Annotated in this window: 9 protein-coding genes and 1 pseudogene; 9 read left to right on the top strand and 1 reads right to left on the bottom strand. The window is 68.4% G+C overall.

Annotated features, from left to right (window positions below):
* The first annotated feature begins 315 nt into the window (after window positions 1-315).
* From fxlM to H4687_RS00780, 7 genes are all read left to right on the top strand, one after another.
* Window positions 316-1,542, top strand: coding sequence for a methyltransferase, FxLD system (fxlM, locus tag H4687_RS00805; RefSeq protein ID WP_046914045.1), 1,227 nt, complete (start codon window positions 316-318; stop codon window positions 1,540-1,542).
* Between the two features lie 64 nt (window positions 1,543-1,606).
* On the top strand, window positions 1,607-1,795 hold the full coding sequence (locus tag H4687_RS00800) for an FxLD family lanthipeptide (RefSeq protein ID WP_046914046.1): 189 nt from the start codon (window positions 1,607-1,609) through the stop codon (window positions 1,793-1,795).
* Between the two features lie 71 nt (window positions 1,796-1,866).
* Window positions 1,867-4,890, top strand: coding sequence for a lantibiotic dehydratase (locus H4687_RS00795; RefSeq protein WP_046914047.1), 3,024 nt, complete (start codon window positions 1,867-1,869; stop codon window positions 4,888-4,890).
* A complete protein-coding gene (locus H4687_RS00790; protein WP_046914048.1) occupies window positions 4,887-6,032 on the top strand; it encodes a lanthionine synthetase C family protein in 1,146 nt (381 codons plus the stop codon). The genes H4687_RS00795 and H4687_RS00790 overlap by 4 nt, the downstream gene beginning before the upstream one ends.
* A 12-nt stretch (window positions 6,033-6,044) precedes the next feature.
* Entirely contained in the window at window positions 6,045-7,001 is a 957-nt protein-coding gene (locus H4687_RS00785) for a thiopeptide-type bacteriocin biosynthesis protein (RefSeq protein ID WP_234317446.1), read from the top strand.
* A gap of 1,316 nt (window positions 7,002-8,317) precedes the next feature.
* The gene (locus tag H4687_RS45990) at window positions 8,318-8,515 is read left to right on the top strand and encodes a helix-turn-helix transcriptional regulator (protein WP_078907685.1); all 198 of its coding nucleotides are present in this window, start codon (window positions 8,318-8,320) and stop codon (window positions 8,513-8,515) included.
* Entirely contained in the window at window positions 8,512-9,900 is a 1,389-nt protein-coding gene (locus H4687_RS00780; protein ID WP_046914049.1) for a tyrosine-type recombinase/integrase, read from the top strand. The genes H4687_RS45990 and H4687_RS00780 overlap by 4 nt, the downstream gene beginning before the upstream one ends.
* A 246-nt stretch (window positions 9,901-10,146) precedes the next feature.
* Here the strand turns inward: H4687_RS00780 and H4687_RS00775 are convergent.
* Window positions 10,147-10,272: pseudogene (locus tag H4687_RS00775) on the bottom strand (ferrochelatase); the annotation flags it as partial.
* Between the two features lie 422 nt (window positions 10,273-10,694).
* On the opposite strand from H4687_RS00775, the gene H4687_RS00770 reads away from it, so the two are divergent.
* Window positions 10,695-13,532 carry a carbohydrate-binding protein gene (locus H4687_RS00770; RefSeq protein ID WP_046914050.1) on the top strand — a complete coding sequence of 946 codons (2,838 nt, stop codon included), beginning with the start codon at window positions 10,695-10,697 and terminating at the stop codon, window positions 13,530-13,532.
* Between the two features lie 29 nt (window positions 13,533-13,561).
* Complete coding sequence (locus H4687_RS00765; protein WP_046914076.1) at window positions 13,562-15,274, top strand: lectin; 1,713 nt, start codon at window positions 13,562-13,564, stop codon at window positions 15,272-15,274.
* The last annotated feature ends 58 nt before the right edge of the window (window positions 15,275-15,332 follow it).

The raw sequence follows: 15,332 nt of genomic DNA, 5'->3' as shown, positions 1-15,332 counted from the left end.
AGGCGACTGCTGGCTCGGGTGCACGCGTACCGACCTGCCGGTTACCTGGCTCGGCCCGGTGCAGTGGGACGGCCAGCATGCACCGTTCATGACGTGCGAGGACTGCCTTAACCGACTCAAGGCGCAGGCACTCACCTACTTCATGGGCGGCAGCTCGCCGGCATCTTACGAAGGGAAGCGCCGCGCGACAGATCACCGCCTCCCGGAGGCAACCGACGTGTCCAGACCCTCCTAGCCCGACCCCAATTATCCGCTCCCGACCACCTCGGCGCGCGGGCGCCGAGAAGGAGACTGCTCGTGACAAACGTCCCCGGCATGACTGAGAACAGCGACAAGAGCCCTGCCTCTGAGCAGGAGTTGCGCGACAGGATGGTGAAGCAGCTGATCGAACTCGGTGCCGCGCGCAGTCCCCGCGTCGTGGCAGCCTTCCGTTCGGTTCCCCGCCACCTCGCCACGCCTGACGAGGACATGGCCAAGGTTTACGAGCCCGAGACCGCCACGATCACCAAGACCGACGCCACTGGCACGCAGGTCAGCTCCGTGTCCGCGCCGCGCATCCAAGCCATGCAGATCGAGCAGGCTGACATTCGGCCGGGGATGAAGGTCCTGGAGATCGGCTCCGGCGGCGTCAACGCCGCCTACCTCGCAGAGTTGGTCGGTGACGGGGGCCACGTCGTCACCCTCGACATCGACCCCGATATCACCCGGCGCGCCAAGGACTTTTTGAAGGCGACCGGCTACAGCAACGTCACAGTGATCACCGCCGACGGTGAATATGGCGCGCCGGATCACCAGCCGTACGACCGCATCATCATCACCGTGCAGGCCGCCGACATCCCACCCGCCTGGATTCACCAGCTTGCCGAGGGCGGCCGGCTGGTCGTCCCGCTGCGGATGCGCGGCATGACCCGCACCGTCGCGTTCGTCCGCGACGGCCAGCACCTGGTCAGCGACGGGGTGGAGCTGTGCGGGTTCGTGCCGATGCAGGGTGTCGGTGAGAACCGCATGCGTCTGGCTGTCCTCCACGACGTCGAGGGAGAGGAGATCGCCCTTCGCCTGGACGATCACCCCGAGCCTGATGCCGAGGCTCTGCGGGCCGCGCTGCGCTCGCCTCGTGCCGAGGAGTGGTCGGGGGTGACGCTCGCTGGTGACGAGTCCAAGGAGCAGCTGGACCTGTGGCTGGCGAGCGCGTTGCACAACCTGCCCCTCATGGCAGCGACACCCGCCGCCCGGCAACGCGGCCTCGTCGCCGCCAGGACGCCGCTCGGTGTGCCGACCCTGGTGGACGGCGACAGCTTCGCCTACCGGACGGTGCGCGCCACCGAGGACCCCGACCGTTTCGAGCTGGGCGCCGCCGGCCATGGGCCGCAGGGCAAGGAGGTCGCCGAGCGTCTGGTCGAGGAGTTCCAGGTCTGGAACGGCGAACACCGCCGACAGCGTGCGCACATCGAGGTTCACCCCGCCGGGACGCCGGACGAGCAACTCCCCGTCGGCCGGGTCATCGACCGCCGGCACACCCGGGTCACGATCTCCTGGTCGTAACGCCGCCGGCGTCGCGACCAGGCCGGTAAGAGCACATCCACCCACCTCTGTAGAGGAGAACGAGATGGCACCGAGGAGCACCGGCACGACCCTGAAGTCCGGCACGGACTTCGCAATGCACGGAGGGTCGGACTTCGACCTCAGCATCGAGACCGTCGCGTCCGCGCCGGTCATCGGCGCGCTGCTGAACGACACCGGCGACGGCTGCGGCCAGACCTGTCAGTCCGCCTGCTCCAACAGCACCTGCGAGTAACAACAGAAGTCGGGGGCCGGGCCGTTCCTTACCGGCCTGGCCCCCACCGCGAGACCCAAGGGGGTACAGCCATGTATCACACTGTTGACGCGGGCATGATCAGGGCGTCGGTGTTTCCCATGGCAGCGCCGCTGCCTCCATGGCCAACACTGGTCGGCGAGGAGTCAGCAGACACTGATCTGTGGCGGGAATGGATCACCCAGGTGTGGGCCGACGACATCAGGGCCGCCGCGATCGAATTCGCTGCCCCCCGCCTCGCCGACTCCATCCGGGAAGTGGCGGCCGGCCAGTGCCAGCGCTCGCGGGCCGTACGGCGCACCGCCATCTCCCTGGCCCGCTACGTGCTGCGCATGCAGTACCGGGCCACCCCGTTCGGGCTGTTCGCCGGGCCGGCCCCCATCCGCATCGGCGCTGCCAGTCACGTGGACTGGGGCACCGAGCACCGTGCCTTCGTCCACGCCGACGCTGAGTGGCTGAACGACGTCATCACCACACTGGAACGTGACCCGGACGTGCTGCGGAACGTACCCGTCGTCGCCAATTCCAGATGCATCGTCCGCGGTTCGCGAATTGCCCTCCTCTTCCAGCCGGGCGCCGAAGGCCCCACCGAAACCACGCTGCGTCGCACCCCCGCCGTGGAGACCGTCCTAGCCCTGGCCCGCACACCGATCACCGTCAGCACTCTCGCCGCCAAGCTCCGCAGCGACTACCCCGACACCCCGGACGAGCAGATCCACGCCATGCTGCACAGCCTCGTCGAGCACCGCGTGCTCCTGACCAGCCTCCACGCACCCATGACGTGCGGTGACGCACTCGGGCACTTAGTCGAGCAACTCGACACCACCAGCGTCGCGCCCGCCAAAGCCGATGAACTGCGTCAGGCCCGCACGCTCCTCACCCGCCACGACGAGGCCCCACAGCGAGCCCAGCGCACGCTCCGCGCCAAGGCCACGGCGAAGATGAACGCCCTCACCGGCATCACCGACCGCAGCCTGGTGGTCAATCTCCGCCCGGACTGCGACATCGTTCTACCCGACACCGTGACCCGCGAGGCGGAGCATGCCCTACAGGTCATCACCCGGCTGACGCCGTTCCCGAACGGCTCAGCGGCCTGGCAGGACTACCGCACGCGCTTTCTGGAGCGCTACAGCATGGGCACCATCGTGCCCCTGCGCGACCTCACCGACCCGGACACCGGCCTCGGTTTTCCCGCCGGCTACCGCGGCACGGTCCTCAAACGGCCGGTGCTGGCCACGACCCTTCGAGACGAGCACCTCCTCACCCTCGCCCAGGACGCCGCCCTGAACGATCAGCGCACGGTCGACCTCACGGAAGCAGACATCGAGGCCCTGGCCCTCGGCCGGCCCACCCAGGTGCCCGCGCACGTCGCACTGTCCTTCACGGTGCTCGCGCGCTCCCTGAACGATGTGGAAGACGGCGGGTTCGCACTGGTCATCAAAGGACTGTCCCTGAGCGTCGGTATCACCACGGGACGCTTCCTGACGATGCTGGAGGCAGCCGACTTCGACCGCATGGCCGCCGCGTACTCCACACTGCCGACGCTCACCGCCGGTGCCGACCTGGGACAGGTGTCCAGTCCTCCGCTGCGCGTGCGTACCCGCAACGTCGGCCGCGCCCCCGCCCTCATGCCGAACGTGCTCTCCGTGGGCGAGTACAACCCGGACGCCACGCTCGACGTGGACCACCTCGGTGTTGTCGCTGACGCACGGCGCCTCTACCTGGTGTCGCTGTCCACAGGCCAGGTGATCGAGCCGATGGTCATGAACGCCGTGGAGTTGACCAACGCCACCCATCCTCTGGTTCGCTTCGTCTCCGAGCTGCACCGCTCGCACACGGCCACCCTGATCCCGTTCGCGTGGGGCGCGGCGGCCCGGCTTCCGTTCCTGCCCGAGGTACGCGTCGGCCGTACCATCCTGTCCCCTGCCTCCTGGCGGCTCCGCACGGCCGACCTCGTCGACGGCGGCAACTGGGCATCCGCCTTGTCTGACTGGCGCGCCCGCCGCAGAGTGCCCCGCACGGTGTACGTCGGCAACGACGACCAGCGGCTGCGCCTGGACCTCGACCTCCCGGCCCACCACCAACTCCTGCGAGCCGAACTGGACCGCCACCCAACCGTGATGCTGCGCGAGGCACCGCCGGAGGACGCGTTCGGCTGGCTGGGCCGCGCCCATGAGGTCACCGTGCCCTTCATCTCCGATCAGCGGCCCGCCCCGGCCGCGGTCCGCCGGACAGCGGCCGTCGTGGGCCGGGACTCCGGCCGACTGCCGGGCGCCTCCCCGTGGACGTACCTGAAGCTGTACGGCAACGCGGCACGGGTACCCGAACTGCTCACCGCGCACGTGCCACTCCTGCTGGGGGAAGTCGAACCGCTGGAGTGGTGGTTCATCCGCTACGCGGACCCCGACAGCCACGTGCGCCTGCGGTTGCGGCTTCCGTCCCCGGACGCGTTCGGGAACACTGCCCAGCGCGTTGCCACCTGGGCGGCTGAGCTGCGGGCCGAGGGGCTGCTTCAGCGGGTGCGGTGGGACACCGACGAGCCGGAAACCGGGCGCTACGGCACCGGGGCCGCCCTGGAGGCCGCTGAAAGGTTCTTCGCAGCCGACTCCGATGCCGCCCTGACACAGATCGCCTTGCCTCTCCCTGACAGCCACCGGCAGGCAGTCACCGCCGCCAGCTTCGTCGACATCGCCACCGCCTTCCTCGGAACACCGGAGGCCGGCCGGGCATGGCTAACGGCGAACTTCCCCCAGAGCGACGGCGCCACCGCCCTGCCCCGAGACGTACAAGCCCTCGTCGTACGCCTCACCAGCGCTGAGCACCACTGCCCGATCCAAGAAATCCAAGCCGGAGACGCCGTTGCGCAGGCGTGGGCCACACGCCAAGCCGCCCTGCTCGCCTACCGAACGGTGCTCGAAGCAACCGGCATCGATCCGGCGTCAGTCCTTGGGTCCCTGCTGCATATGCACCACAACCGCGCTACCGGGATCGCCCCCGACGCCGAAGCAACCTGCCGACGCCTCGCCCGCGCTGCCGCCCTGTCCTGGACCATCCGCACCGAAGGAGCCAAGCGGTGACCACCGCCCCGCCCATCACCGACACCACCATCGCCACACGGCAGTCTCTTGCTCGCGGTCCCCTCGGCTCCGCCCTGCTCCACATCGAACGCGCTCACCGCGGCCTCACCCCATGGCGCGACGTCCACCAGCAACTCGCCGGCATCCGCCCGCTGATCGACGGAGACACGGCCGGCCTGTTCCTCGGAGCCCCCGCCATGACGTACGTCCTTCACCTCGCGGCCGCAGACAGCGACCGGTATGCCGGAGCCCTGCACACCCTTGACCGCATCGTGGCCGCGCACACCCGGCGTCGCCTGGACGCCGCCCACGCGCGCATCGACCAGGGTGGCTACACCGCCTTCGCTGAGTACGACCTGTTCCGTGGGCTGGCCGGCCTCGGTTCCCTCCTCCTGCGCCGACAGCCGGAGGGCCCCGAACTGCGCGGCGTGTTGGAGTACCTGGTCCGGCTCACCCAACCGATCGCCGGGGCCAACGGGGAACAGCTGCCCGGCTGGTGGGTCGCCCACTCGCCTGCCAGCAAGACCATCACACAGGGCGGCCACGCCAACGCGGGGCTCGCGCACGGCATCAGCGGTCCCCTCGCTCTGCTCGCCCTGGCGAAACGGCGCGGCATCACCGTGGACGGCCACGACACCGCCATGGCCGGGATCTGCCGCTGGCTCGACGGGATCCGACAGAGCGACCATCGCGGAACCCGCTGGCCTCGGTGGATCAGCGAAGTCGGCCCTTCGCCCGTCCTCCCCGCCACCCCGTCCTGGTGCTACGGCACGCCGGGCCTTGCCCGCGCACAGCAGCTTGCCGCCGTAGCCCTCGGCGACGAGGACCGCAAACGGATGGCCGAGCGCGCCCTGCTGTACTGCCTGGACGACGCGCACCAGCTCGACAAGCTCTCCAATCGCGGCCTGTGCCACGGCGTTGGCGGCGTCCTGCGCACGGTGCAGCGGTTCGCGGAGGACGCAGAGACCCCGCACGCGTTCACCGTCCGCCTTCCCCTGCTCAGGCAGCGCTTTCTCGCCGCCGACCTGCCTGAGGGGGCCGGATTCCTCGAAGGGGAGGCCGGGGCAGTCCTGGCGTTCCAGAGCGCTGAACAAGAAGCCGGCCCAGTCACCGACTGGGATGCCTGCCTGCTCTTGAGCTGAAGGGACGGCACAGTGCACGAGCACGACATCAGCCCGGCAGAGGACGCCATCTGGTCCGTTCTCGGCGGAATGCCGATCGCGGACGCAGCGAGCCGAGCGGGGACGAGCCCCGCTCGGCTCGCTGACGCGGTCGAGCGGTACCGCGCTGCTGGCCGGACTGCGCTCGACGCCAGCCCCGAGGGCTGGCACCAGGTGAACATCGAGTTCGCCGACTACCCCACCGCCGAACAAACCTTCCGCGCCTACCTCCTGCCCTCCCTGCGCGGTGCACCCGTCGGAGCGTGGTGGTTCCTGCGTAAGTACCCCTGCTGGCGCCTGCGCGTTCACCCCAGCCCGGGCACACCGGCCGAGGAGGTCATCGCGCACGTAACCGAAGCCCTCGACAGCGCGGTGTCCTGGAGCGTGGTGAAGAACTGGTGTCCGTACCTGTACGAGCCGGAAAGCGTCGCCTTCGGCGGCCCAGACGGCATGATGATCACTCACCGTGTGTTCCACACCGACAGCATGGGCGTACTCGACTACCACCAGCACGCCGCCGGCGAAACCGACGGAGTCCTCGACGCGAAGGCCACCTCTCTGCTCGTCACCACCCTGTTCCTGCGAGCCGCCGGGCTGGAATGGGGTGAGCAGGGCGACGTGTGGGGGCAGATCGAGGCCAAACGGCCGTTGCCCGAAGACGTTCCCGCCGACAGGGTCAGCGCCATGGCGGACACGATGCGGCAGCTACTCCTGCTCGACGCCGGCCCTGCAATCAATGACGGCCCGCTCGCGTCGTTACAGAGTTGGGTGACCGGCATGGAGCACGGAGGGCGTGCCCTGGCGGACATTGCGCGAGACGGGCGGCTTGGGCTCGGCCTCCGAAGCGTCGTGTCCCGGCACGTCCTCTTTCACTGGAACCGCATGGGTTTCACCGCCCGGCAACAGGCCATCTGGTCGCGTGCCGCCCGGGAAGCGGTTTTGGGCTGCTGATGGGCAGGTGGCCCGAGCCACTGTCGTGCTTCGCCGTCCAGCTCTTCCACACTAACCTCGACGGCTTCTCCGGGGACGACTAGAGCGCCACCTCCTACACCACGCAGTAGAAGAATTGGGCAGGGATTCGGGGCACGCTCCGTCTTCCTGCAGCCTGATCGCTAACGGTCGAGATTTTGAGCTCCTTGAGCCCGCTCAGGCCCAGTGATGTGCCGTAAAGGCACCCATCCCGCAGCTCTTTTCCGGAAGATGCCGATCCGACCATGACTGCCGCGCAGCGGGGGGAGCCGGCGTCCTTCTCACAAACTACTGCCAATGCCCTGCGAGGTTGCCTCAGTCGCGCTGCCGGATTCGCCCACGGCAGACGAGAAAGTGGCCCACGGGACTGGAACCCCGTCCGGGATCATGTCAACGTACAGCGACCCGGAAAACACCAGGTCAGCCGCGGGGCGCGGCATTGAAGGCCCGCCTACAGAGGGTTGGCCGCTATGTCAGTACGCGTCCCGCGCTGCCGGGCCCCACTACCGCGTCCCGCTCCGAGGAGGTCCACCTGTCGAGTCCCGCCTTCCGACTCGCCCCCATCACGCGCCCTGTCCCGCTCGCGCCGCGAACGCCTGGACTCCCCAGGAGATCTGCGCGCCAGAATTGATTGGCGAGGATCTGCTGTAACGCGGCTATCGCCGTGGCCGAGAGGTCTTTACGTACCTCGATGCGCACCGCAGCGCAGCAACGCGCCACGGTGCCTGGGTTGTTGGCACTTGAGGGTGTAGGGGCGCGAAACCTCGACCGGCTCACCGGCTACAGGCTGCCCGTGCTCGTCACGGATTGTGCCCCCCGGCCCTCCGCTCGTACCGCCTGGCCTCGTGACCTAGGCGGAAACAGGCGCGACGAGCAGGCCGTCGTAGTGCAGGGCGATGTATAGCAGCAGATCCCCGGTTACCGAAACCGGGGATCTTCCAGAGCATTGATGGTGTTCGCATTCGGCTGTGCTTGGCGGTGGAGCCGTGGCGGACCCAGTTGGCAGAGCCGTACGCATTCGAGAGGAGATGTTGGGTGGCTGTTGCCAGCTGCTGGTACATCAATGACCACACACTTTCATGCCCACGGCCACTGCTGCTCGCTACGCAAGGTCTCCTTCCGGACCGCTCGCTTGTGCGCAGTGAGGAAATCATCCGCTGCATCGATGCGTGATGCCTGGCTGCGTCTCGTCGTTCACTCCGGGGCGGCAGCCGTGCAGAAATGGGGAGCTCTTCTGCGTATTGATGCGCGCCTGGATTTCCGGCATGAAGCCTTTCTCGACACGAAGGTGATATTGCATGGCTCGCCCTCCGGTGCTGAAGCTCGCCGAGGTTCTCGCGGAGATCCGTATGAGTCCGTCGGCGTTCTATCGAATGCGCGCTCGCGGGGAAGCACCCCGAATGATCAAGTTGCCCAATGGTGAACTCAGGTGTCGTCGTCCTGACCTGGATGCCTGGTGGGACAAGTGCGAAAGAGATTCTGACACTTGGCGATGAGTTACAATGTCCGCTTCTGGGACATACGGGAGCGCCTCGATCGGCGCAAGCCGTTTATGGTCAGGTGGACGGTCAATGGGCGCGAAAAGTCAGAGTCATTCATGACCGTCGGGCTCGCCGAGAGCAGACGCGCAAAGCTGATGACGGCAGCGCGTGAAGGTGAGCCCTTCGATCAGCACACAGGGCTGCCAGCGTCCGAACTGCGAGCTATCAAGCAGCGGACGACATGGTACGACCTTGCGCACGAATACCTCGACCAGCGTTGGGACCGCACGCCGGGAAACACCCGCCGCACACTGGCCGACGCATTCGCCACCATCACGCCTGCCCTTGTGCGCCCTGGCGTGACCTATCCAGAGCCGCGGGTCCTGCGGCGAGCCTTGTACTCCTGGGCATTCAACAAGAAGGCATGGGAGAAAGAGCCAGCCGAGGAATGGCGGCAGGCGCTGGACTGGATGAAGCGGAACTCCCTGCCCGTCAGCGCTCTCGCGGAAGCCGATGTGCTGCGGCGGGCACTGGACGCCTTGTGCCTCAAGCTGGACGGTAAGGAGGCTGCTGCCAAGACGGCACGGCGCAAGCGGGCTGCGTTCAACGAAGTCCTCAATGTTGCTGTGGAGAAAGGTTACTTCACGGAGAACCCCCTCAACGGGCTCAGGTGGAAGGCTCCTGTGGTCAACGAGGAGGTGGACCCGGCTGCCGTTCCCAATCCCGCCCAGGTCGCCCGGCTACTCACGGCGGTTGCCCGGCAGCGTGGTCGCGGCCCTCACCTGGAGGCGTTCTTCGGCTGCATGTACTACGCGGCAATGCGGCCTGCAGAGGTCATTCATCTCCGGCTCGAACAGTGCCATCTGCCCGACTCCGGATGGGGGATGCTCAACCTTTCGGGTGGCGTCGTCACCTCAGGCAAGGAGTGGACGGACAGTGGCTCGGTGCACGAGGTGCACTCCCTCAAGCGCCGCGCGGCTACCGCAACCAGGCCTGTGCCTGTCCCGCCGCAGTTCGTACGCATGCTCCGTTCACACATCGAACGCTTCGGCGTGGCGCCGGACGGCCGACTGTTCCGGAACCAGGCTGGCAACTACGTGGACGCAGCTGCATACGGCACAACGTGGGCGCGGGCACGGAAGTACGTTCTGACCCGTACAGAACTCGCCTCCAAGCTGGCCAAGCGGCCCTACGATCTCCGGCACGCCGGGATCTCGTTCTGGCTGTACTCCGGTGTGGACCCCGCCGAGTGCGCTCGTCGCGCGGGCCAGAGCATCGAGGTCCTCTTCCGTCACTACGCCAAGTTCCTGGACGGCGTCCGAGAGCAGGCCAACCGCCTCATCGAGCAGTCCATGCAGGAGTGGGACCGCGTCAGCCAGGGCCCGGAGTCTGAGGGGTGAGTCGGGGTTTGGTCCGTGACTGGTCCGGAAGTACTGGTCAGGAGCGGGACAGCGGTGGGAGGAACTGGGAGTTATGACGTAAGTCGGTCCCTGCTCTTGGCGGGCCGAGAGGAAGGCGCCTGGCGGGCAAAAGCCCAGGTCAGGCGCCTTTTTTCGTGCCTCTAGAAGAAGCCCAGCTTCTTCGGCGAATACGACACCAGAAGGTTCTTGGTCTGCTGGTGGTACCGCGCTCGCGAGCCCCGGAACCGCGGCGGCGGGTCGGGGGGCGCGGGCCGGGCAGCAGCCGGCCGGGCACAGGTGGTGGCTCGCGCCGAGTGCGCCGAGGGCGCAGGGTGCGACGTGGTCGCCCCGCTCGACGGCGGTGCGCCGGGTGTGTTCGTGGTCGGCGAAGGTGTGGCCGGGGCTCGGCCCGGTCGTCGGGGCGGGCGACGGAGATCGCGCCACCGTCTGCGTCCCGCCAGTCCGGCTCGGAGATGGCACCGAGTCCCGACAGGGCTCGGGCCCTTCGTGACATTCTCCACAACTAGCCCTAAGTCTGGCCGGTCCGGAGGGAAGTGTGGACACGTCGGGCTGAAGTCTCCTAGCCTTGCTGACGGACCATCACAGTCGTCGATGTGACCCGACAGCGCGGTAGCCATCGACTCCTGCTGTTTCCGAGCGGTTGCCCTCGCTCGGCGTAGTGGCCCGCTGAAGCACACCTGCGGGCCGAAGAGGCGATTTCCGCTACGGCATCGGCGCGGCAGCGCGCGCCCCAAGCCTGGCAGTCATCTGTTCAGGAAGGGGACGGCACTGTCATGTTCATGAAAATAAACAGGGCTGCAGTCGCACGTTGGCCGGCCATCGGTTCGACTCTGCTCCTGGTCGCGGCCGCTCTCGTCGCGAACCTGTCCGGCGCGACGCCGGCCTCGGCGCACCCGATCAACGCCGCCGACTTCCAGCAGGTCCAACTGGCCCGAGGGGTGCCGGAAGTCGGTGAGCCGATGTCGCTGGCGGTGCTCGCCGACCGGTCGGTGCTGCATACCGCTCGCAACGGGACCGTGCGCCGCACCGATGCCAACGGCACCACCACGGTCATCGGCACCATCCCCGTCTACGCGCACGACGAGGACGGCCTGCAGGGCATCGGTATCGACCCGCGTTTCGCCACCAACCGGCACATCTACCTCTACTACGCCCCGCCGCTGTCCACTCCGGGAGGCGACGCACCGACCACCGGCGGCAACTGGTCGACGTGGCAGGGTGTCAACAGGCTCTCCCGGTTCACGCTCAACGGCGACTTCACGATCAACCAGTCCAGCAAAGTGGACGTCCTCGACGTGCCGGCCGACCGCGGCATCTGCTGCCACGCCGGCGGAGACATCGACTTCGACGCGGCAGGCAACCTGTACCTGTCCACCGGCGACGACACCAACCCGTTCGAGTCCGCCGGGTATGCCCCCCTCGACGAACGGACCAACCGCAACCCGGCGTTCGACGCGCAGCGCACCGCCGCCAACACCAACGACCTGCGCGGCAAGATCCTACGGATCAAGGTGAAGGACGACGGGTCGTACTCGATCCCGGAAGGCAACATGTTCGCGCCCGGCACGGCCAGGACCCGGCCGGAGATCTACGCGATGGGCCTGCGCAACCCGTTCCGGATGAGCGTGGACAAGGCCACCGGCATCGTCTACGTCGGCGACTACGGTCCCGACGCCGGGGCCACCTCGGCGCGCGGGCCCCAGGGCCAGGTCGAGTTCAACCGCGTCACGGGCCCGGGCTTCTACGGCTGGCCGTACTGCAACGGCACGAACACGAACGCCGAGACGTTTGCCGAGTGGGACTTCGCCACCAACACGGCGGGCGCGAAGTACAACTGCTCGGGCGGGGCGACGAACAACTCGTTCCGCAACACCGGCCTGAGCACGCTGCCGCCCGCCAAGGCCGCCTGGATCCGCTACGGCGGCGACGCCGGCAGCCCTCCGGCGTTCGGCGGCGGCTCGGAGTCGCCGATGGCGGGCCCGGTGTACCGGTACGACCCCGACCTCAACTCGCCCACGAAGTTCCCCCAGTCGTTCGACGGGCAGTTCTTCGCCACGGAGTTCGGCCGCGGCTGGATCAAGCCGATCCACCTCAACGCGGACGGCTCCCCGGGCACCATCGACAGCTTCCCCTGGACCGGCAAGCAGGTGATCGACTCGGCGTTCGGCCCGGACGGCTCCTACTACGTGCTGGACTACGGTGCCGGGCTGTACCAGGGCGACCAGTACTCCGCCCTGTACCGCTTCGACCACGTCGGCGGAGGCAACAGGGCGCCCACGGCGGTGGCCGGCGCGAACCGGACGTCCGGCGCGGCGCCGCTGACCGTGACCTTCTCCTCGGCCGGCTCGTCCGATCCCGACGGTGGGGCACTGACCTATGCGTGGAGCTTCGGTGACGGCACCGGTTCCACCGCCGCCAACCCGACGAAGACGTACGACACGAACGGGAACTACACCGCCACGCTGACCGTGCGTGATCCGCAGGGCGCCACCGGCACCGCCGACGTGCGGATCACCGTCGGCAACACCGCGCCGACCGTGACCGTCGACAGACCCGCCGCGGGGGAGATCTTCGCCTTCGGCGACACCGTGCCGTTCGCCATCACCGTGACGGATCCGGAGGACGGCACCGTCGACTGCGCCAAGGTGAAGATGACGTACATCGTCGGTCACGACAGCCACGGCCACCCGGTCACCTCGAAGACCGGTTGCTCGGGCACGATCACCATCCCGGTCGACGGTGAGCACGACGACGCGGCGAACATCTTCGGGGTCTTCGACGCCGAATACACCGACAACGCCGGGCTCACCACGCACACCCAGCACATCCTGCAGCCGAAGCACCGGCAGGCCGAGCACCACAAGACGTCGTCCGGCATCAGCATCCTGGACAAGTCGACAGCCGAGGGCGGCAAGTCCGTCGGTGACATCGAGAACGGCGACTGGATCGCGTTCGAGCCGTACAGGCTGAGCAACGCCACGTCGTTCAGTGCCCGGGTGTCGTCAGCCGGCGCGGGTGGCACGCTGCAGGTCCGGGCCGGCTCGCCGACCGGCACCGTCCTCGGCTCCGCCACCGTCCCGGTCACCGGCTCGTGGACGAACTTCACCACGGTCAACGGCTCGATCTCCGGGGCACCGGCCGGCACCACCACGCTCTACCTGACCTTCGCCGGCGGCTCCGGATACCTCTTCGACGTCGACGCGTTCACCTTCGACACCGGGGGAGGTCCGTCCGCGGGGCCGATCGTGGGGGGCGCGGGCAAGTGCCTGGATGTCCGTGACGGTAGTTCGGCGGACGGGGCGGCGGTGCAGATCTCGTCGTGTACGGGTGCGGCGAGGCAGCAGTGGACGGTGGCGCCGGGCTCGACGGTCAAGGCGTTGGGCAAGTGTCTGGACGTCAGCGGTGGCAGTACGGCGGACGGGGCGAGAGTCGTCCTGTGGTCCTGCAACGGCGGCGCCAACCAGAACTGGCAGGCTTCCACGGACGGATCGCTGCGGAACCCGCGGTCGGGCAAGTGCCTGGACGTGTCGGGCGCCAACTCCTCGGACGGCACCCTCGTGAACCTGTGGACCTGCCACGGCGGCACCAACCAGAAATGGACCCTGCCCTGATGTCGGTCACCAAGAAGGGAGTGACGCACATGCGCAGACGACCCCGGACCCTGCTCGGCGGGGCCGCCACGGCACTCGCCACCCTGGTCCTTCTCGGCCAGCCCCACCCCGTCCATGCCGCGGACACGGCCTACGACGTCCTCGTGTTCTCCAGGACGGCCGGTTTCCGGCACGACTCGATCCCGGCGGGGATCCAGGCCATCCGCGAGCTCGGCACGGCGAACAACTTCACGGTGACGGCCACGGAGGACGGCGGCCAGTTCACCACCGGCAACCTGAGCCGCTACGAGGCGGTGGTCTTCCTCAACACCACCGGCGATGTCCTGAACGACACCCAGCAGTCGGCGTTCCAGTCGTACATCGGCTCGGGCGGCGGCTTCGTCGGCGTCCACTCGGCCGCGGACACCGAGTACAACTGGCCGTTCTACGGCGACCTGGTCGGCGCCTACTTCGCCTCGCACCCCGCTGTCCAGCGGGCCGACGTCAAGGTGGAGGGACGGGCGCACGCCGCGACCGCCCACCTGCCGCAGACCTGGACCCGCACCGACGAGTGGTACAACTTCCGGACCAACCCCCGCACCACCGCGCGCGTGCTCACCACGCTGGACGAGTCGTCGTACTCGGGCGGCTCGATGGGTGCCGACCACCCGCACAGCTGGTGCAAGACCCACTCGGGCGGCCGGGCCTTCTACACCGGCGGCGGGCACAGTCAGGCGGCGTACGCGGAGCCGGCGTTCCGGGCGCACCTGCTCGGCGGCTTCCGGTACGCGGCAGGCAGGACCAAGGCCGACTGCCGCCCCGAAACCGGCTATACGACCCTCTACAACGGCTCCACCACCGGCTGGTCGCAGGCCGGCCCGGGCGGCTTCACCAACACGGACGCCACCCTCGCCTCGCACGGCGGCATGGGCATGCTCTGGTACAGCGCCAAGCAGTTCACCAACTACTCCCTCAAGCTCGACTGGAAGATGTCCGGCGACGACAACTCCGGCGTGGTCGTGGGCTTCCCACCGACGAACGACCCGCAGTCGGCACTGGACAACGGCTACGAGGTCCAGATCGACGCCACCGACGCACCCGACCGCACGACCGGCTCCATCTACGCCGTCAAGGCCCCGGACACGGCTGCCCGGGATGCGGCGCTCGACCCACCGGGCGAGTGGAACACCTTCGAGGTGCTGGTGGAGGGCGAGCGGCTCCAGGTCTGGCTCAACGGCGTGAAGATCAACGACTTCACCGACACGAACCCCGCCCGCTCGCTCGCCGGCCACGTCGGCATCCAGAACCACGGCACGGGGGACGACGTGTCGTTCCGCAACGTCCGGATCAAGGACCTGGGCGGCAGCCCGCCACCCACCCCGGGCGCGGGTCCGATCGTGGGGGGCGCGGGCAAGTGCCTGGATATCCGTGACGGTAGTTCGGCGGACGGGGCGGCGGTGCAGATCTCGTCGTGTACGGGTGCGGCGAGGCAGCAGTGGACGGTGGCGCCGGGCTCGACGGTCAAGGCGTTGGGCAAGTGTCTGGACGTCAGCGGTGGCAGTACGGCGGACGGGGCGAGAGTCGTCCTGTGGTCCTGCAACGGCGGCGCCAACCAGAACTGGCAGGCGTCCACGGACGGATCGCTGCGGAACCCGCGGTCGGGCAAGTGCCTGGACGTGTCGGGCGCCAACTCCTCGGACGGCACCCTCGTGAACCTGTGGTCCTGCCACGGCGGCGCCAACCAGAAATGGACCCTGCCCTGAGCTGACGCGGCACGCCGAAAGGGCCACCTCCCCGGGGGGAGGTGGCCCTCTCGTGCTG

The sequence above is a fragment of the Streptomyces stelliscabiei genome (assembly GCF_014873495.1).
Classification (GTDB): domain Bacteria; phylum Actinomycetota; class Actinomycetes; order Streptomycetales; family Streptomycetaceae; genus Streptomyces; species Streptomyces bottropensis.
This window is presented reverse-complemented; position numbering and strand designations above follow the sequence as displayed.

Excerpts from the sequence above, each read along its gene's own strand:
- H4687_RS45990 (WP_078907685.1), top strand. The coding sequence starts at position 8,318 with ATGGCTCGCCCTCCGGTGCTGAAGCTCGCCGAGGTTCTCGCGGAGATC.
- fxlM (WP_046914045.1), top strand. The coding sequence starts at position 316 with ATGACTGAGAACAGCGACAAGAGCCCTGCCTCTGAGCAGGAGTTGCGC.
- H4687_RS00780 (WP_046914049.1), top strand. The coding sequence starts at position 8,512 with ATGAGTTACAATGTCCGCTTCTGGGACATACGGGAGCGCCTCGATCGG.
- H4687_RS00795 (WP_046914047.1), top strand. The coding sequence starts at position 1,867 with ATGTATCACACTGTTGACGCGGGCATGATCAGGGCGTCGGTGTTTCCC.
- H4687_RS00800 (WP_046914046.1), top strand. The coding sequence starts at position 1,607 with ATGGCACCGAGGAGCACCGGCACGACCCTGAAGTCCGGCACGGACTTC.
- H4687_RS00770 (WP_046914050.1), top strand. The coding sequence starts at position 10,695 with ATGTTCATGAAAATAAACAGGGCTGCAGTCGCACGTTGGCCGGCCATC.
- H4687_RS00765 (WP_046914076.1), top strand. The coding sequence starts at position 13,562 with ATGCGCAGACGACCCCGGACCCTGCTCGGCGGGGCCGCCACGGCACTC.